Raw genomic sequence first — 26700 nt, 5'->3', positions numbered from 1 at the left:
AGCATGTCTTTCCAACCCAAATTGCTGTTTCCCGGCCTGCTGTCGGAAAGCGCTTCGCGCCTGGCCCAGAGCGAGGCCCGTCCGCCCGTGGCGCGCATCCGCGAGCTCGGCTGGAATGCCGTGCTGGTGGCCGAAGAACAGGGCGGCGCCGGCGGCGGGTTCGCCGACCTGGCCGCGATCGTCGAGGGCCTGGCGGGACAGGGCGTCAATTTGCCTGTCATCAGCCGCTGCGGCGTGGCGCCGGCCCTGTTGGGCAGACTGGCTGGCGAGGCGGACCGGCTCTTGCGGGACCTGGCCAGCGGCGCGGCCGTGATCGAACTGGGCAGCCGCCTGGACCACGATGCCTTGCATGGCGAGCCCGACGGCCAGGACTGGCTGCTGTCGGGCAGCACGGCGGCCATGTCGCTGGATGAGGATTGCAGCCATGTGCTGCTCGCCGCGCGCACCGCCCAGGGGCCTTTGCTGGCCTGGGCGGCGGCGCAGCGTCTGCGCGATTGCGCGCGGCCCTGCCGCTCCATGGACGAGCGGCCGCTGCAGGTCTGCCAACTGAGACGCTTTGCCGTCGATGGCGTGCTCGCGCTTGGCGCGCCGGCGGCCGCCGCCAAGGAGGCCGGCTGGCGTGTGGAGGTGGCGGCAAGCGCGGCCGATACGGTTGCCGCCATGGGCGCGGCCCTGGCTCAGACCATCGCCTATCTGGCGCAGCGCGAACAATTCGGCCAGGCGCTGGCCGGCTTCCAGGCGCTGCGCCATGAAGTGGCCCGCCTGTACATCCGCTATGAAACGGCGGCCGGCCTTCTGCAGGCCACGCTGCGCTCGCTCGACGCCGCGCCGGGCGACAACGCGGCCTTCGATCTGCTGGGCCTGTGCGTGGGCGAGCAGGCGCTGCCCTTTGCGGAGACGGTGATCCAGCTGCACGGCGGCATGGGCATGACGCGCGAGATGCCGGCCGCCCGCCTGGCCACGCGCCTGATCGCCAACAGCCTGCTCCATACCGACCCGCTGCGCCATCGGCGCAGCCTGCATGCGCTTTTGACCGGGAGTCCTGCATGAGCCGCCATCCTCTGTGGCCTTTCTTCGATCCGGCGTCGGTGGCCATCATCGGCGCCTCGACGGATCCCGACAAGCTGGGGGGACGCCCCATCCGCTTTCTGCGCGAGGCCGGCTACGCCGGCCGCATCTATCCCATCAATCCCAAGGTGGGCGAGGTGCAGGGGCTGACAGCCTATGCGGCGCTGGCCGATGTGCCCGGTCCGGTGGACCATGCCCTCATCATCGTGCCCGCGGCGGCGGCGGTCGCGGCCTTGCGCGACTGCATCGCCAAAGGCGTGCGCCATGTGCAGGTGCTGAGCTCCGGCTTTGCCGAAGAGGATGAGGCCGGCCGCGAGCGGCAGGCCGCCTTGCTGGCCCTGGCGCGCGAGCATGGCGTGCGCCTGCTGGGCCCCAATTGCCTGGGTATCGTGAGCGTGCGCAATCATTTCCACGCCACCTTCTCGACCGCGCTGGAAGCCTTGTCGCCCCAGCCCGGCGGCATCAGCTTCGCCACGCAGAGCGGCGCCTTTGGCTCCTGCGCCTATGCGCAGGCCATCCAGCGCGGCCTGGGCATCGCGCGCATCGTCGCCACCGGAAACGAGGCCGATGTGGACGTGGCCCAGGCCATCGACTTTCTGGCCGAGGATGAGCAGACCCGCGTGATCTGCGCGGCCATCGAAGGCTGCCGCGATGGCGATGTCCTGCGCGGCGCCTTGCGCAAGGCCGCGGCCGCCGGCAAGCCCGTCATTCTCATGAAGGTCGGCGCCTCCTCGCGCGGCCAGCTGGCCGCGGCCACGCACACCGGCGCTATCGCCGGCGACGACCGGGTGTTCGACACCGTGGTGCGCGAGTGCGGCGCCTGGCGAGCGGCGACCATAGAGCAGATGCTTGATATCGCGTATCTGTGCACGCAGTTCTCCATGCCCGCCAACGCGCAGGCCGGCGTGCTTACGGTCTCCGGCGGGATAGGCGTGCTGATGGCCGACGACGCCGAGCGCCATGGCGTCGAGATCCCGCCGATACCGGGGCCGCTGGCGGCGAGCCTGCGCGCCCAGGTGCCCTTTGCCATCGGCGACAATCCGCTCGATACCACGGCCCAGATCGGCGCGGTCAAGGACGGCATCGCCGGCTTGGCCGGCCTGCTGTTGCGCGGCACGGCCTGGTCCACGCTTTGTCTGTATCTGGCGCAGATCCCCTGCGACGAGCGCCGGTTCGGGCCTATTCTGGCCTCGCTGGCGGCCTTGCGGCGCGAGCATCCCGACCGCCTGATCGTGCTGGTGGGTCCGCATAGCGCGCCGGTGCGCGAGCAGGTGGAGGCCGCGGGGCTGGCCATCTTCGCCGACCCCGGACGGGCCATGGCGGCCGTGGGCGCGCTATGCGCCCTGGCCGGGCGCTGGCGCGCGCCGCGCGGCCGGACACCCTCGGCGCGGCCGCCCGCGCTGCCCCTGCCGCAGGCCCGCTTCGATGAGCTGCAGGCCAAGCAGGCGCTGGCCCATTACGGCCTGCCCATCCTGCCCGAGCGCCTCTGCGCCACGCCCGCCGAGGCGGCGGCCGCGGCCCGCGAGATGGGTTTCCCGGTGGCGGCCAAGATTGTTTCGCCCGATATTGCGCACAAGACCGAGATCGGCGGCGTGATGCTCAACCTGGCCGATGCGCCGGCCGTCGAGCATGCCCATGAGACCCTGCTGGCGCGGGCCCGGCGGCATGCGCCCGAGGCGCGGATCAGCGGCGTGCTGGTCGCGCCCATGAGCCGGCCGGGCACGGAGACCATCCTGGGGGTGCATATCGATCCGCTGTTCGGCCCCATGGTGATGTTCGGCCTGGGGGGCGTGGCGGTCGAGCTTTTCCAGGACGTGGCTTTCGCCAGCGCGCCGCTCGATGACGCCGGCGCCGAGGCGCTCATCGACTCGGTGCGCGCCTCGCGCCTGCTCAAGGGGTGGCGCGGCCAGCCGGCGCTGGATACCGCGGTCTTGCGCCAGGCCTTGATCGGGCTGTCCTATCTGGCCGTGGATTGGCGCGCGGCCCTGCAGGGCATCGACGTCAATCCCTTCGTGATACGGCCCGACGGGGCGGTCTGCCTGGATGCGCTCATCACGCTGAACGAGGCGGCGGCTTGAGCACGCCGCGCCCGGGCGCCGGCGCCGCCGGCTGGCCCATCTCGGCGAAATAGCGCGCCGGCGGCTTGCCCAGGGCTTTCTTGAACATGGTGATGAAGGCCGTGACCGAGTCATAGCCCAGGGCGCCGGCGACCTGCTGCACGTTGCGGCCGGCGGCCAGCAGGCGCAGCGCTTCGATGAGATGGATCTGCTGGCGCCAGCGGCCGAAGCTCAAGCCGGTTTCGGCCTGGATGAGGCGGGCCAGGGAGCGTTCGCTCATGGCGACCCAGGCCGCCCATTCGGCCAGCGTGCGCCGGTCGGCGGGATGCTCGGCCAGGCGCTTGGCGATCCTGCGCACGCGCGGTTCTTGAGAGACCGGCAGGTGCAGGGTGGCCAGGGGCATGCGCGCCAGTTCTTCCAGCAGGACGGCGGCCTTGCGGTGGCTGGGGCTGTCGGGGGGATAGTCGGCAGGCTGGGCGGCCATGTCGAGGATGAGCTCGCGCACCAGCGGCGTGATGCCCAGGGTGCAGCAGTGGGCGGGCAGGACCGCCGCGCCGGGCTGTACGAAGAGATAGGCCAGGCGCGCATTGGCCGTGGCGCGGATGCTGTGCGGCAGCATGCCCGGCACCCAGACGGCGCAATGCGGCGGCACCATCCACAGGGCATCGGCCACTTCGCAGATGACCGCGCCGTTCAGGGCCAGCACCAGCTGGCCCTGGCGGTGCCGGTGCACCGGCATCTCGCGCTTGATGTCGGAGACCTCGACCCGCATGCCAACGGCAGGGCCGCGCACGGTGTCCATATCGACATCGCGCAGGGGGTGGGCCAGGCCGGCCGTGCGCACCGGGAACAGAAGCATGGTTGGCAGGATTCAGCGATTTATTGTCGTTATAGCTTAATCCAGAATCGCCCGGGCCGCGCTAGGCTGTGGTTTTTTGTGAGCGTGTTATGTCGAATCGATCACGCAGCCTGTGGCTGCTGGCCGGGCTGCTGCTGGTGGCAGCCAATCTGCGCGCGCCGGTCACGGCCGTGGCGCCCGTGCTGTCGCTGCTGCAAGGCGAATTCAAGCTGTCCGCGGCGCAAGCCGGGCTGTTGACCACCTTGCCCCTGCTGGCTTTCGGGGCGGTCTCGCCCTTTGCCGGCGCCATCGCGCGCGCCCACGGCCTGGAGCGCACGGTGCTGGCGGCGCTGGCCGTGATCGCGGCCGGGATCCTGCTGCGCTCGGCGGGCCCCATGCTCGCGCTCTATGCGGGCACGCTGCTGGCCGGCGTGGGCATCGCCCTGGGCAATGTGCTGCTGCCCAGCCTCATCAAGCGCGACTTTCCGGCCAAGGTCGCGGCCGTGACGTCGGCCTGCGCCTTGGCCATGGGCGGCGCGGCGGCGCTGGCCTCGGCCAGCGCCGTCCCGCTGGCCGGGCGCTGGGGCTGGCCGCCGGCCCTGGGCGTGCTGCTGCTCCTGCCGCTGGCGGCCATGCTGGCCTGGTGGGCGCAGCTGGCCGCGCCCGCCATCCCGCCGCGGGCCGCCGCCGGGCCGGGCGCGCCCGTCTGGCGCAGCCCCTTGGCCTGGCAGCTCACGCTTTTCATGGGTTTGAATTCCACGCTCTACTACGCCACGGTGGCCTGGCTGCCGGCCATCCTGGCCGAGGCCGGTTTTTCGCCGCAGGCGGCCGGTTCCGTGCATGGCCTGATGCAGCTGGCCTGCGCTTTGCCCGGGCTGGTGCTCGCGCCGCTGGTCGCCCGCTTCAAGGACCAGAAGGCCTTGGCGGCCGGCAGCGGGCTGCTGATGGGGCTGGCCTTGCTGGGCCTGGCGCGCTGGCCCGCGCTCGCGCCGCTGTGGGCCTGCTGCCTGGGCGCGGGTTCGGGCGCCGGGCTCATCCTGGCCTTGATGTTCATGGGCCTGCGCGCGGCCGATCCGCGCACCGCGGCCGCGCTGTCCGGCATGGCCCAGTGCCTGGGCTATCTGCTGGCCGCCAGCGGCCCTTGGCTGGCGGGCAAGGCCTATGCCTGGTCGCAGGGCTGGGACCGGCCGCTGGCCATCGGCGTGGCGCTCTGCCTGGCCATGGCGGGCTTTGGCGCGCTGGCCGGCCGCGCGCGGCTGCTGGGCACGCCGCCCGCTATCGCCGCGCAACGATGAGCCGCCTCGGCTCTGGCCTCAGTCCCATTCGGGCGCCAGCCCTTCGGGATCGACTTCGCGCCCATTGCGCTCCAGCGTGGCGATGCGCGCCATGTCCTCGTCGTCCAGGCGCAATTGGCGGGCCAGCAGATTGCTGGCGAGGTTTTCGCGCTTGGTGGACGAGGGGATGACGCTATAGCCCTGCCGCAGGGCCCAGGCCAGGGCCACCTGGGCCGGCGTGGCCTGGCGGGCTTGCGCGATGGCGCCGATGACCGGGTCCTTGAGCACCTTGCCATAGGCCAGGGTCATGTAGGAGGTCAGGCCGATGCCCTGGGCCCGCAGATAGGCCGCGAGCTTGTGGTTTTGCAGATAGGGGCTGAGCTCGACCTGGTTGGTGGCGATGGCCTCGCGGCCGACGGCGGCGATGGCTTCGCCGGTCAGGGCGATATTGAAGTTGGAGATGCCGATATGGCGCGTCAGGCCCTGTTCGCGGGCCTCGGCCAGGGCGCTCATATAGGCCGCCAGCGGCACGCCCTTGCCCGGAGCGGGCCAATGGATCAGCGTCAGGTCCACGCGGTCGGTGCGCAGCCGGGACAGGCTGTCGCGCAGGCTGGGGATCAGCTTGTCGTGGGCGTAGTTGTCGACCCAGATCTTGGTGGTGAGAAAGAGATCGTCGCGGTCCACGCCGGATTCGGCGATGGCCTGGCCGATTTCGGCCTCGTTTCCGTAGATCTGCGCGGTGTCGATGGCGCGATAGCCCAGCTCCAGGCCAGTGCGCACGGCGTCGATGACGGTCTGGCCTTGCAGGCGGAAGGTGCCCAGGCCGAAGGAAGGAACAATGCTCATGATGAGAGGTGTCGCGTAAGAGATTGAAAAAAGCATCAGCAGGTCTGGGCGCCCAGGGCGCGGCGCGAACGCCGCAGCTGCGACAGCACCAGCAGCAGGCCGGCCGCGGCGATCAGCGCGCCGGCGATCGGCACGGCCGCATAGCCCAGGCCGGCCGAGATGGCGCCGCCGCCGGCCGCCGCGCCCAGCGCATTGCCCAGATTGAAGGCGCCCACATTGACCGAGGAGGCCAGGCCGGGGGCGTCGGCGGCGGCGCGCATCACGCGCATTTGCAGCGGCGGCACCACGGCGAAGGTGGCGATGCCCCAGATGAGCAAGGCGATGGCCGCGCCGGCATGCGTGGCCGCCAGCCAGGGGAAGGCCAGCATCACCGCGATCAATAGCGTCAGAAAGCCGATCAGGCTGCCGTCCAGGGAGCGGTCGGCCAGCCGGCCGCCGGCGATATTGCCCAGCGAGAAGCCCACGCCGATCAGGACCAGCATGCCAGTGATGAAGGCGGGCGAAGCGCCGGTCAGCGCCGACAGGGTGGGCGAGATATAGGTGTAGAGCGTGAACATGGCGCCCGCGCCCAGCACGGTGGTCGCCAGGGCGGCCAGCACGGCCGGGCGGGTCAGCACCGACAGTTCGGCGCGGACATTGGGGCGGCTGCCGGCCTGTCCGGCCGGCAGCGCGAAGCGCAGACCCAGCATGGCGATCAGGCCCAGGCCGGCCGTGGCCGCGAAGGACAGCCGCCAGCCCAGCGCCTGACCCAGCCAGGTGGCCGCGGGCACTCCGCCGATGTTGGCGATGGTCAGGCCCATGAACATGGCCGCCACGGCGCTGGCCTGCCGGTGGCGCGGCACCAGGCTGGCCGCCACCAGCGAGCCCAGGCCGAAGAAGGCGCCGTGGTTCAGGCTGGTGACCAGGCGGGCCAGCAGCAGCGTGGTGTAGCCGGGCGCCATGGCCGAGAGCAGATTGCCCAGCGTGAAAATGCCCATCAGCACGATGAGGGCCTTGCGGCGCGACCAGCGCGCCAGCGCCAGGGTCATGAGGGGTGCGCCCACCATCACGCCGATGGCGTAGGCGCTGACCAGCATGCCGGCCGTGGGGATGGAGACGCCGACGCCGTCGGCGATGACCGGCAGCAGCCCCATGGGGCCGAATTCCGTGGTGCCGATGCCAAAGGCGCCGACCGCCAGGGCCAGCAGGGGCAGGGTGGCCTTGGCGCCGGAGGGCTCGGCGGTGGAGGAGGGGTTCATGGACAAACTTCCTGGATGAAAGACGATGGCGGAAGTCTGCGCCCTTTACTTTTGCAGAAAAACCCGTTTATAAGCGAAATACTTTTGATAAAAAATCAAAAATGAAGATTACGCTCGAAGAACTCCAGGCTTTTCTGGCCGTGGTCGACAGCGGGTCGCTCACGGCGGCGGCCCAGCAATTGGGCCAGACCGTCTCGGCCGCCAGCCGCGCCCTGGGCCGCCTGGAAGAAAAACTGCAGACCACGCTCATGCGCCGGACCACGCGCCGCATCGAACTCACCGAAGAAGGGCGGGCCTTCCTGGTCCAGGCGCGCGCCATCGTCGAGGCGGTCGAGGGCGCCGAAGAGGCCATGGCGGTGCGGCGCGGCCAGCCCTCGGGACGGCTGCGGGTCGACGCCGCCACGCCCTTTATGCTGCATGTCATCGTGCCGCTGATCCAGGGCTATCGCGAACGCTATCCCCAGGTCGAGCTGGAACTCAACAGCAGCGAACGCTTCATCGATCTGCTGGAGCGGCGCACCGACGTGGCCATCCGCATCGGCCACCTGAAGGACTCCACGCTGCACAGCCGGTCCATCGGCAGCAGCCGGCTGCGCATCCTGGCCAGCCCCGCCTATCTGGCCCGCCACGGCACCCCGCGCCATCCTTCGGAGCTGTCGAGCGGCCACAGCCTGCTGGGTTTTAACCAGCCCGAGTCGCTCAATTATTGGCCCTTGCGCGACGAAGCGGGCGAGCGCCGCTACATCACGCCCACGATCTGGGCCTCCAATGGCGAAACCCTGCGCCAGCTGGCCTTGCAAGACATGGGCATCGTCTGCCTGTCCGACTTCATGACGGGCGAGGACCGCGCCAGCGGCCGTCTCAAGCAGATCCTGGCGCGCCACACCATCGACGAGCGCCAGCCGGTCAACGCGGTCTACTACCGCAATACGGCGATCTCGGCGCGCATCGCGTCCTTTGTCGATTATCTGGCCGAGGCGGTGCGCGAGACCGCCGCGCCGGCCGCCGGCGGCCAGGGCGGGCCTTCGACGCGGCGGTAAACCAGGCGAAACGGGCGCGGCGCCCTCGGCGGCGCCGCGGTGGCGCTTGTTGATATGACGATCATCATATTAATATGATGATCGTCATATCAAGCCGCCATGGCGAGGAGTCGAGATGTCCACCGCTGTTATCGCGGGCTTTGCCCGCACCCCTTTCGCTTTCGCCCGCAAGGGCGTGCTGGCGCAGACCCGCCCGGATGACCTGGCCGCCGTGGTGCTGCGCTCCTTGACGCGCGGCCTGGATCCGGCGCTGATCGACGATGTGTTCATGGGTTGCGCCTATCCGGAGGCCGAGCAGGGCAACAACATCGCGCGCATCGCCGCCTTGCTGGCGGGGTTTCCGGTCAGCGTGCCAGGCATGACCATGAACCGCTTCTGCGGCTCGTCCATGTCGGCCGTGCATATGGCGGCCGGCCAGATCGCCATGGGCGCGGGCGAGGCCTTCATCGCCGCCGGCGTGGAGAGCATGAGCATGGTGCCGCAGGGCGGCCTGAATTTTTCGCCCAATCCGCGTTTCGTCTCGCCCGACCATCCCGATGCGCCCATCGGCATCGAGGCCTATATCCCGATGGGGCGCACGGCCGAAAACGTCGCGGCGCGCCATGGCGTCTCGCGCGCCGACCAGGAGCGCTTTGCCTTCGACTCGCAGATGAAGGCCGCGCGCGCCCAGGCGCAGGGCCGCCTGGCCGGCGAGCTGGCGCCGGTCGCCACACCCGACGGGCAGCATGTGGTGGCCGACCAGTGCCTGCGGCCGCAGACCAGTCTGCCGGGCCTGGCGGCGCTGCGCCCGGCTTTTGACGGCACGGTGACGGCCGGCACCGCCTCGCCGCTGACCGATGGCGCGGCCGGCGTGCTCCTGACCTCGGAGGCCTTCGCGCGCCGGCATGGCCTGGACATCCTGGCGCGGGTGAAAGCCACGGCCGTGGCCGGCTGCGCGCCGGAATTCATGGGCATGGGGCCGGTGCCGGCCAGCCGCCTCGCCCTGGCACGCGCGGGGCTGGCCATCGAGGACATCGGCGTGGTGGAACTCAATGAAGCGTTCGCCTCGCAAGCCCTGGCCTGCATGCGCGAACTGGGCCTGGATCCGGAGCGCGTCAACCTGGACGGCGGCGCCATCGCGCTCGGCCATCCGTTGGGCGCCACCGGCGCGCGCATCACGGGCAAGGCCGCCCAGCTCCTGCGCCGCGAGGGCTGCCGTTATGCGCTGGCCACGCAGTGCATCGGCGGCGGCCAGGGCATCGCCACCGTGCTCGAGGCGGTGTAGTGGCGTATCGTGGCGGCTTGGAACGAGGACAGCATGCGTTACGACAGCGAGCACAAACAGAAAACCCGCGAGCGCATCGTCGCCGAGGCGGCGCGCGCCATGCGCGATGCCGGTCCGGCGCAGGTGGGCGTGGCGGCGGTGATGAGCGCCGCCGGCCTGACCCACGGCGGCTTCTATGCCCACTTCGCCAACAAGGACGCCCTGGTCGCGGCCGCCATTGCGCGCATGTTCGAGGAAAGCCTGCAGTGGTGGGCGCGCAGCCGGCAGGGGCGCGAGCCCGGCGCCGCGCTGGCGCACTATATCGACCGCTATCTTTCGCCCGAGCATCGCGCCGCGCCCGGCCGCGGCTGCCCGCTGGCCGCCCTGGCCGGCGAGCCGCCGCGGCTGGCGCCGCCGGCCCGCGACGCCTTCCATGCCGGCTCGCGGGCGCTTGAGGCCGCCCTGGCCGAAGCGCTGGCCGGCCTGGGCCGCGACGATCCGGCCGACCAGGCGCGCGCCCTCCTGGCTGAGCTGGTGGGGCAGCTGACGCTGGCCCGCGCCGAACCCGATGAGGCGCGCGCCGCGCAATCGCTGGCGCGCGCGCGGCAATTTCTCAAACAACGCCTGGGCCTGCCCGGGGAGATGCAAACATGAGTCTGGTAGAAGAAATCGGTTCCGGCCTGGACGGCCTGGCGCAGCTGCGCGCCTTGATGGCCTCGGGCCGCAAGCCCGGCATCCTGGAGTCGCTGGATTTCGAATTCGTCGAAGTCGAGCCCGGCCGCGCCGTCTTTGCCGGCATCCCGGGCGCCCATGCCTACAACCCCATCGGCACCGTGCATGGCGGCTATGCCGCCACCTTGCTGGACTCGGCCTGCGGCTGCGCGGTGCATTCGCAGCTCAGCGCCGAACAGGCCTACACCACGCTGGAACTCAAGGTGGCCTATCACAAGGCCATCACGCGCGAGACCGGCCTGATCCGCGCCGAAGGCCGGGTGCTGAGCCTGGGCCAGCGCGTGGGCTATTCCGAAGCGCGCCTGACCGATGCCCAGGGGCGGCTGCTGGCGTCGGCCACCTCGACCTTGCTGGTGTTCGCGCGCAAGGGCTAGGGCCGGTCCGTCCACCCTGTTCAAGGCCAGCTTAATCGGCGTTAAATATTGATGTTTTGACCCTGCATACAAGCTTCCCTAGGATTTGAAACGTCATCCCTCACGCGGTGACGCCGGGCCGGCAACAGCCAGCCCGCCGACAAAATCAAGGGGTAGCCATGGTTGCTTTGCATGTGTCTTCGCGCGTTTTGCGTACGGTCCTGGCGCTGGGCGGCATTTTTTGCGGCGTGGGGGGCGCGCAGTTGGTTGCGGCCGCCGGCGCCTGGCAGCCGGCGGGGCCGGTGCGCCTGATCGTGCCTTATCCGCCTGGCGGCGGCACCGATGTGGCCGCGCGCCTGATGTCCACCGCCGTAGGCGATACGCTGGGCCAGCCGCTGGTGGTGGAAAACCGCCCGGGCGCCAATGGCGTCATCGGGGCCAATCTCTCCTTCGCGGCCAAGCCCGATGGCCTGACGCTGTTCTTTGCCACCTCGGACGTCGTGTCGACGATGCCGCACGTTCAGCCCGACGTGATCCGTTTCAAGCCCGAGGAATTCCGCTCGGTCGCGCCAGTCGGCCGGGGCGGTTATGTGCTGGTGTCGCCGCTGGCCAAAGCCAAGGGCAGCTTCCAGGAGGTCCTGGCCGACCTGCGCTCGGGCAATACGCAACTGAACTATGGGCACTGGGGACCGGGCAGCATGTCCCAGATGGCCATGGAGCAATTCAAGTTGGCCGCCGGCGTGCCGGCGCTGCAGGCCATTCCCTACAAGGGGTCGGCCGATGTCATGAACGCGGTGGTGGCGGGCCAGGTCGACTACGCCTTCATTCCGCCGAGTCTGGCCGATGCCAGCCGCTCGCGCCTGAAGATGTATGCGGTCAGTTCGGTCGAGCGCGTGCCCTTGCTGCCGGATCTGCCCACGTTGCGTGAGCTCGGATTCGATGTCAACGCCGAGACGCTATACGGCGTGCTGGCGCCACCGGGCACGCCGCAGCCGGCCATTGATTTCCTCTACGACAAAATCACCGCGGCGACCAAGAACGCCGCCTTCGCCGCGCGCCTGGTCGACCTGGGCTATGCGCCGATTCCGTTGAGCCCGAGCGAAATGGACCGCTATCTCCGCGATGAGAACAAGCAATGGGGCGTCCTGGTGAAGCGGGCCAATATCAAGGCCGAGTAAGGCCGACCTCCAAGAGACAAACGTGAACAAAAACGAATTTACCGGCAAGCGCATCGTGATCAGCGGCGCTTGCGGCGGGCTCGGCCGCGCCTTCGCCAGCGAGTTCGCCGGGCAGGGCGCCCGCCTGATGCTGCTGGATCAGCAAGCCGACACGCTGGCCGCGCTGGTCGGCGAACTGGGCGGCGGACACGATTTCGCGGCCTGCGACCAGGCGCAGCCCGCGTCCCTGGTCCAGGCCCTCTCGGGGTTGGACCAGATCGACGTCTTGATCAACAACGCCGGCTATATGCTGCGCAAACCGTTGTTCGATACCGCGATCGACGAGGTCGGCCACTTGCTCGGGGTCAATCTCACCGGCGCCATCATCCTGGCCATGATCGCCGCCCAGCGGATGAAACAGGCGGGCGGCACCATCGTCAATATCGCCTCGCAGCTGGCCTTCGCCAGCGAGGCCGATCGTGCCATCTACAGCGTGAGCAAGGCCGGCCTGGTGCAGTTCACGCGCAACGCGGCGCGCGAATGGGCGCCTTTCGGCATCCGCAGCTTCGCGCTCGCCCCGGGCGTGCTGCGCACCAATATGACGGACAACCTGAGCCAGCAGGCGCGCGAGCGGCTGATGTCGCGGGTGCCGGATGGCCGAATGATCGAGCCGGAGGAGATCGCGCGTATCGCGGCCTTCCTGATTTCTGGCCAGGCGCGCTCGTTCAACGGCCAGACCCTGATCGCCGACGGCGGCTACCTGATTCACTAGCCAGGAGACCCTATGGTTTTCGATATCAAGCACACGCGCTACCCGTTTTCGCAGATGCATGGCCGGCCGGCCTATGAATGGCCCAATGGCAGCCGCCTGGCGGTCTACTTTGCCCTGAACGTGGAAGCCTTCGAATTCGGCCGCAATCCCGGGCCCGACTTCACCACCATGCCGGCGGCGCCCTATCACCGGGGGTTTGCCTATCGCGACTACGGCAATCGCGTTGGTATCGGCCGCATCGTCGAAGCCTTCGAGGCTTGTCCGCTGGCCGTGCTGGTGAATCTGTCGGTCTATGACGCCTGCCCCGAGATTCTTGAGCCGTTTCGCGCGCGCGGCGACGAGTTCGTCGGGCATGGTCGGACCAACTCGGAAAGACAGCTGGACATGACGCCCGAGCAGGAGCGCGAGGTCCTTATCGCCGTACGTGAACGGATGCTCAAGGAAGAAGGCAAGCGTCCGCAGGGCTGGCTGGGGCCGTTCATTTCGCAAAGCGCGCAGACGCCCGAGCTGCTGGTGGAGACCGGCTACCGTTACATGCTGGATTGGTGGTTCGACGACCAGCCTCAGTACTTCCGCACCGACAACGGTCCTATCCTGGCCGTGCCCTATCCCTCGATGGAACTGAATGACATCCCGGCGCTCATCAATCGCGGCCTGTCGGACCGTGATTTCGAGGCCATGCTGATCGCGGCTTTTGACCAGCAGTTGCGCGAATCGGCGCACACGCCCCAGGTCTACGCGGTCTCCATCCATACCTTTCTGATGGGGCAGCCTCATCGGGTCGGCATCCTGCGCCGCGTACTGGCGCACATCGCCCGCCACGCTGGCGATGTGTGGCTCACCACGCCCGGACGCATCGCCGAGCATGCGGCCACGCTGGACCTCATCCCTTCTTTGCAGGAATCGAAGCTATGAACACACCGGACAACGCCATCGCCGCGCCCGCCCAGGCCTTGGCCGATCTCGCGCGCGTGCGCGCCTTCATGAAAGCTGACGGGGTGGACCTGATCTGCGCCAAGGAAAATGATGCGCTGTATTACCTATCCGGGCACTATTCCGATTCGACGCTGTGCCAGTTTTACGATGACTGGGCCTGTGCGTTGATCCCCGCAAGCGCCGGGGTGGATGCCGCCCTGGTGATCCAGGAGTATGACTTGGCCTATCAGGCCACCAAGCCGACCTGGCTGCCCGAGTTGCGTGTCTACGGGTCGCCCTGGTCCAGCGCCGGCACCCTGCTCAAGGACATCGCGGCCGGGCAGGGGGTGGAGACCGATTTGCGCCAGCCTTTGCGCGAGCTCATCGCCCGCACGGCGGGCAACCGAAGCGAGGATCTAGCCAGCGCCATCGTCGGTTATGTCCAGCAGCATTTCGGCGATCGCGAGCTGGTGGTGGCCTGCGACGACATGCGCTACCACGACACTTTGAGAGCGGCTTTGGGCGGGCGTGCTCGGATCATCGACGCGCGGCCCCTGCTGCGGCGTATCCGGGCGGTCAAGACCGAAAACGAGATCGCGCTGCTGACTCGGGCCGCGCGGATCAACATCGCCGCCCTGGGCGCCGCCGCCGGCGCGGTGCGCGCTGATGGTCCCTGGGCCGACATGGTCCAGGCCTATCGCAATGCCCTGGCCGCGCAGGGCGCCAAGCCCTTGGGGGAGCGCGGCATGCTGTTCAACAGCGGCCCGGACGGAAGCTTTGTCCTGGATCACGACTATGTGGAGCGCAAGCGCTTCGCGCCGGGCGACGTGGTGGTGATGGACGCGATCTGCGAATACCGTCTTTACCGCGCCGACATGGCCCGCACCGCCATCATCGGCCCGGCTTCGGCGGCGCAGCGCCGTATGTTCCAGGCGGTGCGGACGGCGCTCGAGGTGGGCGAGGCCGCGATGAAGGCGGGCGTGCATACGGCGGAGATCGCCGGCCTGGCCGCGGAGGTCATGCGCAAGCATGGTTTTCGACCCGAAGCCACCACGCTCACGCTGCATCCGATCGGGCTGGACATCTTCGATTACGCCGAGCCTGGGCATGTCTCGCGGGGCTGGGTCCTCGAACCAGACTCGGTGGTCAATTTCGAGGTCTTCTACCGCGACTCGGAGCATGGCGGCGCCCACCTGGAAGACTCGGTGCGGATCGGCGCCCAGGGCGCCGCCGCACTGGTGCCGACCGACCGTGAATTGCTGGAGATCGGCTAGCCGGCGAAGCCGCTGCGGGCCACCAGATGCTTGATCCGCTCGCCGAGCACATCGGCCAGGTCCTGGTGCTCGGAGGTGGGATTGCGCACCAGGTAATAGCCGGCGTGGCCGGGCTCCGGGCGGCCGAAGGGGCTGAGCAGTTGGCCGCTGGCCAGCTCGCGGGTGACCAAGGCGCCGCGCGCCAGCGCCACGCCCGCGCCGGCCAGGGCGGCCTCGACGACCAGATTGGGGTTGGAGAAGCGCGGCCCGGTTTCATGGTCGACGTCACGGATGTCGCGGTCTTCGAGCCATTTTTTCCAGGAGGGTACGGCCGTGTCGTCGACCTCGGCCATCTCGTGCACCAGGCAGTGGTGGCGCAGGTCCGCTGGGCGGTCCAGCGGATGATGTTGCAAGAGGCTGGGCGCGCAGACCGGCACCTCCAGCGAGGGCATCAGCAGCGTGCTTTGCTGATTGAAGAACTTGCCGCTGCCGTGAATGATGGCCAGGTCGATATTGGTGTCGTCGAGATGAAAAGGCACCAGCGAGGTGGACACCCAGATGTCGCATTCCTCCAGGCCTTCGACGAGTTCGTTGAAGTGGGGGATGAGCCAGCGCGCGGCCAGCGATGGCGGCGAGGAAAGGTTGAAGCGGCGGCGGAACTTGCGGGCGTTGACCTGGCCGATGGCGTTGATCAGGTGATCGAAGCTTTTGCGCAGCTCCGGCAGGCAGGCTTCGCCCGCGTTGGTGAGGATGAACTTGCGGTCATGGCGCTTGAACAGTTCGCAGCCCAGGAGATTTTCCAGCAGCTTGATCTGCTGGCTGACCGCGGCGGTCGATACGCCCAGTTCGTCGGCCGCCCGGGTGCAGGAGCCATGCCGGGCCACGCTTTCGAAGGCGCGCAAGGTAATCAGGGAAGGGATGCGGCGCAGCAGGGTGAACTTCCCCTGGCCGCTGCCGTGCTCATCGAAATGGCTCATGGAGTCGGGCGGCCTGCCGGCCTGTATGCATTACCCATAACCACGCTAGTGTAAATCGATGGAGAAGAGAATGAGTATCTGGTCCGACGTGATTCCCGCGCAGGAAATCGAGATCTATCAACAGGCCGGCTTTGGCCGGCGGGCGGGGCTGGGCCGGCGGCCCGCGCTGCTGATCATCGACGTGCAGTACCGCACGGTTGGCACCTTGCGCCAGCCGATTGGCGAGGCGATGAAAGAGTATCCCACGGCCTGCGGCGAGGCCGGCTGGCAGGCGGTCGACGCCCTGCGGCCATTGCTGGCGCTATTTCGTGAGCGCGACTGGCCGGTGCTGTATCCGCATGTCGCGCTCAAGGTGAGCACCGATGCCGGTCGGCTCGGCGCCAAGGTGCCCGCCATCATGGACATCCCGGCGCATGGCTACGACTTTGTCGAGGCGGTGGCGCCGCGCGAGAGGGATATCCTGGTGCCCAAGAAACATCCCAGTGCCTTCTTCGGCACGGCGCTGGTCAGCCATCTGGTGGACCTGGGCGCGGACACGCTGGTGGTGGCGGGCTGCACCACCAGCGGCTGTGTGCGGGCCAGTGTGGTCGACGCCTTCTCGTACAACTTCCATGTCGTCGTGCCGGCCGAATGCGTCTACGACCGCGGCAGTACGCCGCACAAGGCCAGCCTGTTCGACATGAACCAGAAATATGCCGATGTCATGTCCACCGAGGCGGTGATGCAGGCCCTGCGCCGCCTGTGAGCGAGGCCTCAGGCCCGGCGGTACATCAGCGTGGTGGACTCGGCGCGCGCGCCGTGGGGTTCGATGGCGTAGCCGGGGATGCGGCCCGCCACTTCGAAACCCAGCGAGCGGTACAGGGCCTCGGCCGGGCTGTCGCTCACGGTATCCAGGGTCAGCAAATGCCGCTCGCGCCGCGCCGCCTCGGCCATGACTTCGCGCATCAGGGCGCGCGCCAGGCCGAGGCGGCGGGCGCGCGGATGCACCAGCAGCTTGCGGACTTCGGCGCGGTGCGGCTGGTTGGGCGGGGTGTCCAGGTCCAGTTGCACCGTGCCCTCCAGCACGTCGCCGCGCCAGGCCGCCAGCAGGCATAGCCCGCCGCTTTGCACGCCGGGCCTGACCTTGTCGCGCCAGAAGGCCGCGGCGTTTTCCCGCGAGTAGGGCAGCAGGAAGTTGACGCTGGCGCCGCCGGCGACACAGGCGTGCAGCACGTCGGCCAGGGCCGGCAGGTGGGTGTCGAGCTCGCTGGCCGACAGGGCGCTGATGCGCGTGGCTTGGAGGGTGGTCATGGCTGGGGTCAGAGGAGGAAGAGAAAATACTGCGCGCCGGCGCGGGTGAGAAAGCGGCTGGCGCCATGCAGCTGGTAGCGCAGGCAGTCGCCGGGCGCCAGCAGGTGGCGCCGGCCATCGACCGTCATGTCGAGATCGCCCTGCATGAGCACCAGATGATGTTCCAGACCGGGGCGCGGCGGCGCGTCGTAATCGATACAGGTGCCGGGGGCGAGCTCGCAGGCCAGCACTTCGCCGGCGAGGTTGCGCGCGGGCGGGGAGACCGAGCGGCGGGTGAAGCCGGCATCGCGCCAGATGGCCTGGCCGGCCAGCGGCACATGGGCCGGGAAGTCTTCCTCGACCATGCGCAGCAGGCGCGATAGCGTGAGTCCGAAGGCCGCGCACAGGCGGCCGAGCACGCTGGTCGTGGGGCTGACTTCGGCGTTTTCCAGCCGCGACAGCGTGGCTCGGCTGACCTCGCTGCGCCGCGCCAGTTCGTCCAGCGACCAGCCGCGCTCCATGCGCAGGGCCTTCAGGCGCTGGGCGAGCTGCTGGTCGAGGGCTTGTTGGGTGTTTTCCATATTCGGGAGTTTTTCCCGAATATGGAATGCTGTCAAGCGTGACGCGGTTTGCCGCGCCGCTTGGTATGGGCGAATGCTTCCAACTGTTTTTCGGTCATGGAGTCGTACATCTGGCGCGAGGCGCCCTTGAGCGATCCGACCGGTGTTTCATGCCGTTTGGCGGCCAGGGCGGCGCCGGCGGCCATCTGCTGGGCTTTCGATTTGGCGGGCATGGCATCCTCCTTGCAGGACAGGTTGGCGATGGGCAGGGCGGGCCTGCGATTCCATGCTATCGCCGCCGATGCGGCCCCTGGGGTTACGTCTCGTCGCCGGATGCAACGGCATGGTTTGCGCGCCGGCGGCGGCTGGCATTACAGTGGCCGCCAGCATCCGATGCGGAGACTTTGAATGAATCGTCACCAGGTATTGCGCCAGGCGCTGCGCGAAGGCCGGCTGTTCACCGCCATGGCGGCCCACAATCCTTTGTCGGCCTTGCTGGCCGAGCAGGCCGGCTTCGACGGGATCTGGGGCAGCGGCTTCGAGCTGTCGGCCAGCCATGCCGTGCCCGACGCCAGCATTCTGTCGCTGTCCACGCATCTGGACATGATGCGCGCCATGGCCGCGCGCGTGCGCGCGCCCGTCATCGCCGACATCGACACCGGCTTTGGCAACGCCGTCAACGTCGCCTATGTATTGCCGCAGTTCGAAGCCGCCGGCGTGTCGGCCGTCGTCATGGAGGACAAGCACTTTCCCAAGGACACCAGCCTGCGCGAGCGCGCGCGCCAGGAGCTGGTGCCCATCGAGACCTTCCAGGGCAAGGTGGCGGCCGCGGTGGCGGCGCGGCGCGATCCGGATTTCGTGGTCATCGCGCGCGTCGAGGCCTTGATCGCCGGCCTCGGCCAGGCCGAGGCCTTGCGGCGCGCCAGCGCCTATGTCGAGGCGGGCGCCGACGCCATCCTCATCCATTCCAAGCAGAAGACCCCGGACGAGATCCTGGACTTCGTGCGCGCCTGGCGCGGCGAGGCGCCGCTGGTCCTGGTGCCCACGGCCTATCCGCAATTGCGCGAGGCCGATATCGCGGCGCTGGGCAAGGTGGGCGTGGTGATTTACGGCAATCATGCCATCCGCGCCGCGGTCGGCGCCATGCGCGAGGTCTTCGCGCGCATCCGCGCCGAAGGCGGCATTGCTGGCGTGGATGCGCAGCTGCCCACGGTCAACGACATCATCGCCCTGCAGGGCGATGCCGCGATGCGCGAGCTGGAGCAGCGCTTTCTGCGCTGAAGGCGGCGCGCCAGCAGAGCAGGGCGCAGGCGCTGGCCGCCGCGCCCGCGGCGCAGACGGCCGGCCATCCGGCCCAGGCGTACAGATGGGTGGTGAGCAGGGCGCCGGCGCCGCTGCCGGCGGCATAGAACAGCATGTAGCCGCCGATCAACCGTCCATGCAAGGCGGGCGGCGCGGCCAGGATGAGGCTTTGGTTGGTCACATGCACCGCCTGCACGGCCAGGTCCAGCATGACGATGCCCAGGGCCAGCCACCAGAGCGATTGGCCCAGGGCGGCCAGCGGCAGCCAGGACAGCAGCATCAGCGCCAGGGCCCAGCCCGTGGTGGCCTGGGCATGGCCCTGGTCGGCCAGCCGTCCGGCGCGCGCCGCGCCCAGCGCGCCGGCCACGCCCAGCAGGCCGAAGGCGCCGATGGCCGCGGTCGACAGCCCGGCATCGGCCAGCGGCAGGGCCATGGCGCTCCAGAACAGGCCCAGCACCGCGAAAATCCAGAAGCCCAGCAGGCCGCGCGCGCGCAGCACGGGATTGCGCCGCAGCTGCTGCGCCAGCGAAGCCAGCAGATCGCGGTAGCGCATGGCCTGGGCGGGCGCCGGCGCGGGCAGCAGGCGCGCCAGGCAGAGCGACAGCAGCAGGCAGAACAGCGCGGAAACGAGGTAGACGGCGCGCCAGCCCGCCAGGTCGGCGATCAGGCCGGAGACCGTGCGCGCCAGCAGCAGGCCGGCCATGACGCCGCCCTGGGCGGCGCCCACCACGGCGCCGCGCTGGTGCTCGCCCGCGGCGGCGGCCGCGTAGATGATGAGGCCCTGGGTCATGGCCGTGCCCAGCAGGCCCAGGGCCAGCATGCCGGCCAGCAGCAGGCCGCCGTGGCGGCTCGCGGCCAGGCCCAGCAGGGTGAGGGTGAGCAAGGCCAGCTGGATGAGCAGGAGGCGTTTGCGCGGCCAGATATCGCCCAAGGGCACGACAAACAGCAAGGCCAGGCCGCAGCCGATCTGCGTGGCCGTGATGACGCCGCCCACCGCGCCGCGCGCGATGCCGAAGTCGGCCGCCAGGGCGTCGAGCAACGGCTGGGCGTAATAGACATTGGCCACGCTGATGCCGCAGGCCACGGCAAACAGGGCCACCAGCGGGGCGGGGAGGTCTCGCGCGGTTTGCATGATGTCGGTTTCAAATTAAAACCGTTGCGAGTGTAGAGACCGAAGTTTTAAAATGCAACCTTGTCAATCGTAGGGATATAGGCCGGGACATGGCGTCCGAATACACCCCCTGCCCGGTGGCGCGCGGCGCGGGCCTCTTGGGCGACCGCTGGGCCTTGCTGATCCTGCGCGACGCTTTCGACGGCGAGCGCCGTTTCAATGGGTTCCAGAAAAACCTGGGCATCGCGCGCAATATGCTGGCCGACCGGCTGCGCAAGCTGGTGCAGGCCGGCATCCTGGAGACCGTGCCGGCCGGGCCGCATCACGAGTACCAGCTCACCGACATGGGCCGCGATCTGTTTCCGCTCATCGTCAGCCTGCGCCAGTGGGGCGAGCGCCACCTCTATGCGCCGGGCGAGGCGCACTCGGTGCTGGTCGACAAACGGCATGGCAAGCCGTTGGCCGACATGCAGCCGCGCTGCCAGGCCGGCGGGGTCTTGCGTCCCGAGGACACCGAGGTGTGCAAGCTGCCGCCGTCCAAACCGGCACGGCGGTCTCGCGCTTGAATGCCGGCCAGGCAGCAGGATGGGCCAGGGTCTGGCAAGATGAGGCCTGCACCGTAGCCAGGGAGAGTCCATGAGCCGTTCGACATCCGCCAGTCTGCGCAGCGCCTGGATGGCCCAGGCGCAGGCCCATCCCCTTGTGACGGGCGGCCTGATGCTGGGCTTGCTGGCCGTGGCCTGGCTGTGCGCCAGCAGCGTCTACGAGGCCCTGACCGGCCGCAACAGCGCCCATGTCGGCCTGGCCGTGGCGGGCGGTTTCGCCGGCTTTGCCGCCACCGCGCTGGGCGCGTTGGTGGCCGGGGTGTTCGGCCGCATCTCGACGCGCACCCAGGATTGCATGCTGGGCTTTGCTGCGGGCATGATGCTGGCGGCCAGCGCGTTTTCGCTCATCCTGCCGGGGCTGGACGCGGCCGAGTCCCTGGTGGGCAGCGGCCCCATGGCCGCCGGCGTGGTGGTGCTGGGCATGGCCATGGGGGTGCTGCTGATGCTGGGCCTGGACTACTTCACGCCGCATTTGCACGAGAACACCGGCCTGCGCGGCCCCGAGAGCGCGCGCATCAATGGCGTATGGCTGTTCGTGCTGACCATCGTGCTGCACAACCTGCCCGAGGGCATGGCCATCGGCGTGAGCCTGTCCAATGGCGATCTGAGCGTGGGGCTGCCGCTGACCTCGGCCATCGCCATCCAGGACATCCCCGAGGGTCTGGCCGTGGCGGTCGCGCTGCGCGCCATCGGCCTGACGCGGGGCCAGGCCGTGCTGATCGCGGTGGGGTCGGGAGTGATGGAGCCGCTGGGCGCCCTGATCGGCGTGGGCATGGCCAGCGGTTATGCGCTGGCCTATCCGGCCAGCATGGGCCTGGCGGCGGGCGCCATGATTTTCGTGGTCTCGCACGAGGTCATCCCCGAAACCCACCGCAACGGCCATGAGACCTTTGCCACGGTGGGCCTGATGGCCGGTTTCGGGGTGATGATGTTCCTGGATACCGCGCTGGGTTGAGCCGGGTCAGCCGCCCCAGTTGTTGTCGCGGCAGGTCTGCAAGGCGCGGTTGTACGTGTCCACCATGACCTGGGTGGTCCACGGGCCTGCGTTGGCCGGATCGAAACCGCTCTGGTTCATGGCGTAGCGGCCGCAATCGGCCTGCCCGGCAGGGGGGGCGGCCTGGGCCACGGCCACCGGGGCCAGATTGGCCGAAGCCGGGTCCGCGGGGTCGGCCATCGGGGCCGGCTCGTAGACCGGGGGCGGCGGCGCATAGCTGGGCGTCTGGGTGAGCGCCGTGTTGTAGCCCGGCGAGGTATACATGTATCCGTCCCCGCCGGCTTGCACCGTGGGCGCATAGCTGGGTTGGGAGTTGGCCGACAGCAGCAGGCCGGCCGTCACCAGGGCCAGCGCGCCGCCGACGATCCAGGTGTCGGTGGACGACCAGCCGCTGGAGTGGCCGTGGCCGCCCCGGTGGCCGCCGTAATAGCCGCCGTGGCCGCTGTAATAGCCGCCATGGCCGCCATGGCCTCCGTAATAGCCTCCGCCCCCGCGCGGGCCGCCGGCCAGCGCGGGCGTCGCGGCGGCGGCCGTCATGGCCGCCAGGGCGGCAGCGCCGGCCAGGCGCATCAAACGCGATTTCATTTCAGGACTCCAGAGCGCCGGGGTGGGCCGCGACGGCGGCCTTTCCGGTCTCACAGAGCTAATTTACTCCCTGGGGCATGCGGCGGGTGTGACCAGACTTTAGGGGGATTTCAGCGGGTTTCAGGGGTGTCCAGGGGCCTGCGGCCGGCCCACAGGACGATGGGAATGGCGCACAGCGCGAACACCGCCATCATGGCGAAACCGCCCCAGGGCACGCGCGGGTAGACCAGGCGCGCGGCGTTGACGCTGAAGAACATCAGGATGCCGCCCGACAGCATGGTGTAGAGCGCGATGGCCGAGGTCTGGCAGTGGGCCGGCACCTGGCGCGAGATATAGGCCATGATGGCCGAGTTGTTGCCGCCCAGCGTGAAGGCCTGCAGAAGCTGGAAGGCCAGCAGCACGGGCAGATCGACAAAGGCCGCCAGCCCCAGCCAGCGCAGCGCCGTCATGGCCGCCGAGATCCAGATCAGGCGCTCGGGCCGGACCGCGGCAAGAATGCGCAAGGCCAGGAAAAAGAACACCACCTCGGCGCCCACGCCCACGGTCCACAGCAGGCCGATATCCGAGGTGGACAGGCCATGGTCGGTCCAGAACAGCGTCGCGTAGGAGTACAGGAAACCATTGCTGGCCTGGGTGAGCGAGGCCGCGAGGATGCACAGCACGACGGGGCGCTGGCGCAGCACCTGCAGCAAGGGCCAGCGCTGCCCGGCGTGGGCGCGCCGGGGCGGGGCATCGCCCACATCCAGGACGCTCAGGCAGGCCAGGCAGGCCAGGCCCAGCGCCACGCTCATCAGGATGATGGACAGCGGGCCGGTGGCGCGGATGACATGGCCGCCCACCAGGGTCAGCGCGGCAAAGCCCAGCGATCCCCAGACCCGGACGGTGGTGTAGAGCGGCCGGCCGCCGCGGTTGCCGGCCAGCGCGATGCGGTCCAATATGGGCTGCACGGCGGGCAGCAGCAGATTGACCCCAAGCGTGGTCCAGAACATCCAGCCCGGGGACTGCTGCCAGGGATAGCAGGCAAAGAGCAGGGCGGTGCCGGCCAGGGGCAGGGCGATCAGCAGCCGCAGCCGGCCGGTGAGGTCGGCGGCATGCGCCAGCGCGGGGGCCGACAGTATCTTGGGCAGAAAGGCCGTGGCCACGATCAGCCCGATCGCATCCTTGTCCAGGCCCTGGCTGGCGAGCCAGAGCGGCAGAAAGGGGATGCTGATGCCCTGCAGCCCGTAGAACAGAAAATAGAAAACGCGCAGCCAGCCCAGTCCGTGGCCCACTTGAAACACTCCACCGATGCCGCGGCAAGGCGCGCGGCCGGGCCAGAGCATACTGCAAACGCCGGCCGCTGGCGCGGCGGGGCGGGCGGCGCTACCATCTGGCCGCCTTGGTTTTCAGCGTCTGCCTGCCTTTGCCATGCCCCTGCCCGAACTCATCCTGCGTCCCGCCGTCGAAGCGGACCTGCCTTTTCTGCTGGACCTGCGCCGCCGCACCATGGAGCCGCATCTGCGGCAGGACGGCGTGCCTTTCGACGAGGCCGCGCATATGCGGCGCATCCGCTATCACTGGGAGGACGCGCGCATCGTCCTCATCGATCAGGCGCCGACGGGCCTGTTCAAGGTGCGTCACGATGAGGCGGGCTGGTATGTGATCCAGATCCAGGTGGATCCGGCCCGCCAAGGCCAGGGCCTGGGCGCCCGGCTGCTGCGCGGCGTGCTGGCCCGCGCCGACGAGGGCGGCGAGGCGACGCGCCTATACGTGCTCAAGGGCAATCCGGCGCGGCGCCTGTACGAGCGCCTGGGCTTCGCGATCCAGGAGGAGACCGATATCGAATTCCTCATGCGCCGCCCGCCGAGAGGCGGGACGGCGGCCTGAGCGGCTTCAGTCCACGCGGATATCGGCGTCCTTGACGATGCGGCCGCTGGCTTCGTATTCCTTGCGCACCTGGGCGGCGAAGGTCTCGGCGCTGCCGATCTGCATGACGTTGAGCGCGTCGGTCAGCGGCTTGCTGATCTCGGGCATGGCGGAGATCTTGTTGATCAGCGCGTTCATGCGCGCGATATGCGCCGGCGAGGCCGAGCCCGGCGCGAAAAAGCCGAAGGTCGAGCTCATATTGGCCGCGGGATAGCCCAGCTCGGCCAGCGTGGGCGTACCGGGGCGGGCCGCCAGACGGGCGGGCGCGCCCACGGCCAGCAGCTTGAGCTTGCCCTCGTCGATCAGGCCATTGACCGGGCCGGAGGCGTTGACCAGCGCCAGGCTGAACTGGCCGCCCAGGGCGTCGGGCACCAGCTGCGCCATGCCCTTGTAAGGCACGTGCGTGATGGACACGCCGGCCTGGCGGTTGATCTGCTCCAGCATCAGGTGGCCCAGCGAACCCACGCCTGCCGTGGCCAGGCTAAGGCCGCCCGGATCCTGGCGGGCCTGGGCCAGCATATCGGCGAAGCTCGCGCCGCTGAACTTGGGCCCGGCCACCAGAAAGACCGGCGAATACATGACCGCGGCCACCGGCTTGAGGTCCTTGAGGGGGTCATACTGGGTCTTCATGAGGTGAGGCGACAGCGTCACCGGGCTGATGGCCGAGAAGGCCAGGCTGCGTTCGGCCGGCCCCTTGGCGACCGCCGCCATGCCTATCATGCCGCCGGCGCCGCCCTTGTTCTCGACCACCACCGGCTGGCCCAGCTCCTGGCCCAGCCGCTCGGCATAGGCGCGCGCGGTGTTGTCCACGATGCCCCCGGCGCCATAAGGCACGGTGATGGTCATCGCCTGGGTGGTCTGCGAACAGGCTTGCGCGGACAGGAAAGAGGCCAGCGCGGTGGCGCCGGCCGCCAGAAAGCGTTTCATGATTTCCCCTTGCAATGGTTGTGTGCAGGGGGTGAATCGTACCCGACCGCGGCGTTCCTAGGCCTGGACCAGCGTGTCGAAGCCGCCCCAGGCCATGCGCTTGGGGTCGAACACGCCTTCGATGCATACATCCTGCAGGCGCGGATCGGTCATGACGGCCGCGTTGATGCGGTCGCGGTCGGCCTTGTCGCGGAAGACGATCCAGGAAAACACCACGGTTTCGTTGTCCCCGGCCTCGGCCGCGTGGCGGAAATTGCGCATGCCATGGTTGTGCTCCAGCGATTCGCCCACGCACTCGCGATAGTCCAGCGCGCCGTACTCCTTCCAGATCTCGCCGGCGCGCGAGGCCATGGCGCGGTAGGTGTCCAGCTGGTCGCTGGGCACGGCAAGCAGATATCCGTCTACATACTCTTTCATCATGGTCTCCTTGGCGCCTGGTGCGCCGGAGAATCACTGTAGCGGCGCGAGGCACCCGCCGGCGAAGGGGGTTTGCGACATTCTGGCGGGTGGATCGCGACAGCCCGGCGCGCTATGCTGCAGCCATGAAACGCATCGCCATGCTGGTGCCGGCCGGCGCCAATATCGCTTCGCTGGAGACAGCGCGCCAGGGATTCCAGGCGGCTAACGCGCGGCTGCGCGATTGCGGGCGCGATCCGGCTTTTTCGGTGCGCCTGCTGGCGGCCGAGCCCACCATGTCGCTGGACGAGGGCCGGATCACCGTCAGGGCCGACGCCACGCTGGCCCAGCCCGGGCAGGTGGATATCTGCCTGGTGCCGCCCCTGATGGCGCCGGACGCCGCGGCCGTCGGCCGCGCCGTGGCGGCCAACACCGCGCTCATCCAGTGGCTGTGCGCGCATTACCGCGAGGGGGGCGAACTCGCCAATCTCTGCCTGGGCGCGGCGCTGCCGGCCGCCGGCGGGCTGCTCGACGGGCGGCGCGCCGTGGTGCACTGGGTCGTGCGCAACCAATATGCCGCGCTGTTTCCCAAGGTGTCGTGGATCTGCGACCGCGTGGTCCTGGCCGAGCGGGGCCTCTATACCAGCGGCGGGGCTTTTTCGGCCGCCCACCTGGTGCTGCATCTCATCGAAAAACATGCCGGACGCGACATCGCCATCTGGTGCGCCAAGCTATTCCAGCTGGACTGGGACCGCCAGAGCCAGCTGCCCTTTTTGGTGTTCGCCGGCCAGAAAACCCATGGCGACGCCGTGGTGCTGGCGGTGCAGGAACACATCGAGACGCATTTTTCGGAGCGGCTGGGCATCGAAGGGCTGGCCTTGCGCCATGCCGTGGGCCGCCGCACGCTGGAGCGGCGCTTCCGCCATGCCACGGGCAACAGCGTCGTGGAGTACCAGCAAAGAGTGAGGGTGGAGGCCGCCAAGCAGCAGCTCGAACATACGCGCAAGAGCGTGGCCGAAGTGATGTACGAAGTCGGCTACAGCGATACCAAGGCCTTCCGCGATATTTTCAGCAAGCACTGCGGCATGTCGCCCCTGAGTTACCGCGACCGCTACCACTGAACGGCGCCAGGCGAAAAAAAGGAGGCGCGATGCCTCCAGGAAATACCGGCGCGGGTCGGCGCCGCAACGCGGCGCCCAGCCTTGGGCGGCGGGTACCGGCGAGAACCCTCCGCCAGGCCAGGCGCGTGCTGCTCTGGCAATGTCTACGATTTCATGCGCGGG

General features: G+C 69.1%; 29 protein-coding genes. 17 read left to right on the top strand and 12 right to left on the bottom strand.

Translation table 11 applies throughout. The features are described from left to right. Positions 1 to 3 precede the first annotated feature (3 nt). Entirely contained in the window at positions 4 to 1050 is a 1047-nt protein-coding gene (locus L540_RS01010; RefSeq protein WP_043209357.1) for an acyl-CoA dehydrogenase family protein, read from the top strand. After that, positions 1047 to 3146, top strand: coding sequence for an acetate--CoA ligase family protein (locus L540_RS01005; RefSeq protein ID WP_043209354.1), 2100 nt, complete (start codon positions 1047 to 1049; stop codon positions 3144 to 3146). The genes L540_RS01010 and L540_RS01005 overlap by 4 nt, the downstream gene beginning before the upstream one ends. Here L540_RS01005 and L540_RS01000 read toward each other — a convergent pair. Continuing rightward, on the bottom strand, positions 3121 to 3984 hold the full coding sequence (locus L540_RS01000) for an AraC family transcriptional regulator (protein ID WP_043209352.1): 864 nt from the start codon (positions 3982 to 3984) through the stop codon (positions 3121 to 3123). The two genes, L540_RS01005 and L540_RS01000, sit on opposite strands and share 26 nt — an antisense overlap. An 89-nt stretch (positions 3985 to 4073) precedes the next feature. Between L540_RS01000 and L540_RS00995 the strand changes: the two genes are divergently transcribed. Beyond that, positions 4074 to 5258, top strand: a complete 1185-nt coding sequence (locus tag L540_RS00995) for an MFS transporter (RefSeq protein WP_043209350.1) — start codon at positions 4074 to 4076, stop codon at positions 5256 to 5258. An 18-nt stretch (positions 5259 to 5276) separates the two neighbouring features. Here the strand turns inward: L540_RS00995 and dkgB are convergent, their stop codons facing one another. Next, positions 5277 to 6083: a 2,5-didehydrogluconate reductase DkgB gene (dkgB, locus tag L540_RS00990; protein ID WP_043209348.1), complete on the bottom strand. Its 807-nt coding sequence runs from the start codon at positions 6081 to 6083 to the stop codon at positions 5277 to 5279. A gap of 35 nt (positions 6084 to 6118) precedes the next feature. Then, positions 6119 to 7321, bottom strand: coding sequence for an MFS transporter (locus L540_RS00985; protein WP_043209346.1), 1203 nt, complete (start codon positions 7319 to 7321; stop codon positions 6119 to 6121). A 101-nt stretch (positions 7322 to 7422) separates the two neighbouring features. Here L540_RS00985 and L540_RS00980 point away from each other — a divergent pair, with 101 nt between their 5' ends. From L540_RS00980 to L540_RS00945, 8 genes are all read left to right on the top strand, one after another. Continuing rightward, on the top strand, positions 7423 to 8361 hold the full coding sequence (locus L540_RS00980) for a LysR family transcriptional regulator (protein ID WP_043209344.1): 939 nt from the start codon (positions 7423 to 7425) through the stop codon (positions 8359 to 8361). 115 nt (positions 8362 to 8476) lie between these two features. Next, on the top strand, positions 8477 to 9625 hold the full coding sequence (locus tag L540_RS00975) for a thiolase family protein (protein ID WP_043209341.1): 1149 nt from the start codon (positions 8477 to 8479) through the stop codon (positions 9623 to 9625). A 33-nt stretch (positions 9626 to 9658) separates the two neighbouring features. Next, on the top strand, positions 9659 to 10258 hold the full coding sequence (locus tag L540_RS00970; RefSeq protein WP_043209338.1) for a TetR/AcrR family transcriptional regulator: 600 nt from the start codon (positions 9659 to 9661) through the stop codon (positions 10256 to 10258). Next, complete coding sequence (locus L540_RS00965) at positions 10255 to 10710, top strand: PaaI family thioesterase (protein WP_043209336.1); 456 nt, start codon at positions 10255 to 10257, stop codon at positions 10708 to 10710. Before L540_RS00970 ends, L540_RS00965 begins: the two co-directional genes overlap by 4 nt. A gap of 158 nt (positions 10711 to 10868) precedes the next feature. Continuing rightward, the gene (locus L540_RS00960; RefSeq protein ID WP_053073147.1) at positions 10869 to 11867 is read left to right on the top strand and encodes a Bug family tripartite tricarboxylate transporter substrate binding protein; all 999 of its coding nucleotides are present in this window, start codon (positions 10869 to 10871) and stop codon (positions 11865 to 11867) included. Positions 11868 to 11889: 22 nt separating this feature from the next. Beyond that, positions 11890 to 12618 carry an SDR family NAD(P)-dependent oxidoreductase gene (locus tag L540_RS00955; RefSeq protein WP_043209333.1) on the top strand — a complete coding sequence of 243 codons (729 nt, stop codon included), beginning with the start codon at positions 11890 to 11892 and terminating at the stop codon, positions 12616 to 12618. A gap of 12 nt (positions 12619 to 12630) precedes the next feature. Continuing rightward, positions 12631 to 13533, top strand: a complete 903-nt coding sequence (locus L540_RS00950; protein WP_043209331.1) for a polysaccharide deacetylase family protein — start codon at positions 12631 to 12633, stop codon at positions 13531 to 13533. Further along, complete coding sequence (locus tag L540_RS00945) at positions 13530 to 14807, top strand: M24 family metallopeptidase (RefSeq protein ID WP_043209329.1); 1278 nt, start codon at positions 13530 to 13532, stop codon at positions 14805 to 14807. Before L540_RS00950 ends, L540_RS00945 begins: the two co-directional genes overlap by 4 nt. On the opposite strand, the gene L540_RS00940 is transcribed toward L540_RS00945, so the two are convergent. After that, positions 14804 to 15763, bottom strand: a complete 960-nt coding sequence (locus L540_RS00940) for a LysR family transcriptional regulator (RefSeq protein ID WP_053073146.1) — start codon at positions 15761 to 15763, stop codon at positions 14804 to 14806. The two genes, L540_RS00945 and L540_RS00940, sit on opposite strands and share 4 nt — an antisense overlap. Positions 15764 to 15833: 70 nt before the next feature. Here L540_RS00940 and L540_RS00935 point away from each other — a divergent pair, with 70 nt between their 5' ends. After that, complete coding sequence (locus L540_RS00935; RefSeq protein WP_109842420.1) at positions 15834 to 16508, top strand: isochorismatase family protein; 675 nt, start codon at positions 15834 to 15836, stop codon at positions 16506 to 16508. An 8-nt stretch (positions 16509 to 16516) separates the two neighbouring features. Here the strand turns inward: L540_RS00935 and L540_RS00930 are convergent, their stop codons facing one another. Genes L540_RS00930 through L540_RS00920 form a run of 3 tightly spaced genes read right to left on the bottom strand, consistent with a single transcriptional unit; the run spans position 16517 to position 17825 of the window. Further along, entirely contained in the window at positions 16517 to 17053 is a 537-nt protein-coding gene (locus L540_RS00930) for a GNAT family N-acetyltransferase (protein ID WP_043209324.1), read from the bottom strand. A gap of 8 nt (positions 17054 to 17061) precedes the next feature. Beyond that, complete coding sequence (locus tag L540_RS00925) at positions 17062 to 17613, bottom strand: helix-turn-helix domain-containing protein (protein WP_043209322.1); 552 nt, start codon at positions 17611 to 17613, stop codon at positions 17062 to 17064. A gap of 32 nt (positions 17614 to 17645) precedes the next feature. After that, positions 17646 to 17825: a DUF3008 family protein gene (locus tag L540_RS00920; protein WP_043209320.1), complete on the bottom strand. Its 180-nt coding sequence runs from the start codon at positions 17823 to 17825 to the stop codon at positions 17646 to 17648. A gap of 175 nt (positions 17826 to 18000) precedes the next feature. Between L540_RS00920 and L540_RS00915 the strand changes: the two genes are divergently transcribed. Further along, complete coding sequence (locus L540_RS00915) at positions 18001 to 18873, top strand: phosphonopyruvate hydrolase (protein WP_043209318.1); 873 nt, start codon at positions 18001 to 18003, stop codon at positions 18871 to 18873. Here the strand turns inward: L540_RS00915 and L540_RS00910 are convergent. Then, the gene (locus tag L540_RS00910; RefSeq protein WP_043209316.1) at positions 18815 to 20026 is read right to left on the bottom strand and encodes an MFS transporter; all 1212 of its coding nucleotides are present in this window, start codon (positions 20024 to 20026) and stop codon (positions 18815 to 18817) included. The genes L540_RS00915 and L540_RS00910 overlap by 59 nt on opposite strands. A gap of 89 nt (positions 20027 to 20115) precedes the next feature. Between L540_RS00910 and L540_RS00905 the strand changes: the two genes are divergently transcribed. Beyond that, positions 20116 to 20571 carry a winged helix-turn-helix transcriptional regulator gene (locus L540_RS00905; RefSeq protein WP_043209314.1) on the top strand — a complete coding sequence of 152 codons (456 nt, stop codon included), beginning with the start codon at positions 20116 to 20118 and terminating at the stop codon, positions 20569 to 20571. Positions 20572 to 20641: 70 nt separating this feature from the next. Continuing rightward, positions 20642 to 21565, top strand: a complete 924-nt coding sequence (locus L540_RS00900) for a ZIP family metal transporter (protein WP_043209311.1) — start codon at positions 20642 to 20644, stop codon at positions 21563 to 21565. Between the two features lie 6 nt (positions 21566 to 21571). Here L540_RS00900 and L540_RS00895 read toward each other — a convergent pair whose 3' ends face one another. Together L540_RS00895 and L540_RS00890 are read right to left on the bottom strand one after the other, a co-directional pair. Continuing rightward, positions 21572 to 22189, bottom strand: a complete 618-nt coding sequence (locus tag L540_RS00895) for a hypothetical protein (protein WP_043209309.1) — start codon at positions 22187 to 22189, stop codon at positions 21572 to 21574. A gap of 110 nt (positions 22190 to 22299) precedes the next feature. Continuing rightward, complete coding sequence (locus tag L540_RS00890; RefSeq protein WP_043209454.1) at positions 22300 to 23460, bottom strand: MFS transporter; 1161 nt, start codon at positions 23458 to 23460, stop codon at positions 22300 to 22302. Positions 23461 to 23596: 136 nt separating this feature from the next. On the opposite strand from L540_RS00890, the gene L540_RS00885 reads away from it, so the two are divergent. Continuing rightward, on the top strand, positions 23597 to 24055 hold the full coding sequence (locus L540_RS00885) for a GNAT family N-acetyltransferase (RefSeq protein WP_043209308.1): 459 nt from the start codon (positions 23597 to 23599) through the stop codon (positions 24053 to 24055). Positions 24056 to 24061: 6 nt separating this feature from the next. Here L540_RS00885 and L540_RS00880 read toward each other — a convergent pair whose 3' ends face one another. Next, a complete protein-coding gene (locus tag L540_RS00880) occupies positions 24062 to 25021 on the bottom strand; it encodes a Bug family tripartite tricarboxylate transporter substrate binding protein (RefSeq protein WP_043209306.1) in 960 nt (319 codons plus the stop codon). Between the two features lie 57 nt (positions 25022 to 25078). Continuing rightward, on the bottom strand, positions 25079 to 25438 hold the full coding sequence (locus tag L540_RS00875) for a DUF1428 domain-containing protein (protein ID WP_043209303.1): 360 nt from the start codon (positions 25436 to 25438) through the stop codon (positions 25079 to 25081). A gap of 125 nt (positions 25439 to 25563) precedes the next feature. Between L540_RS00875 and L540_RS00870 the strand changes: the two genes are divergently transcribed. Beyond that, entirely contained in the window at positions 25564 to 26538 is a 975-nt protein-coding gene (locus tag L540_RS00870; protein ID WP_197085618.1) for a GlxA family transcriptional regulator, read from the top strand. Positions 26539 to 26700 lie beyond the last annotated feature (162 nt).

It is taken from the genome of Bordetella pseudohinzii (assembly GCF_000657795.2).
Classification (GTDB): Bacteria; Pseudomonadota; Gammaproteobacteria; order Burkholderiales; family Burkholderiaceae_B; genus Bordetella; species Bordetella pseudohinzii.
Note: the sequence above shows the minus strand (reverse complement) of the source record. Positions and strands in the feature narration are given on the sequence as shown.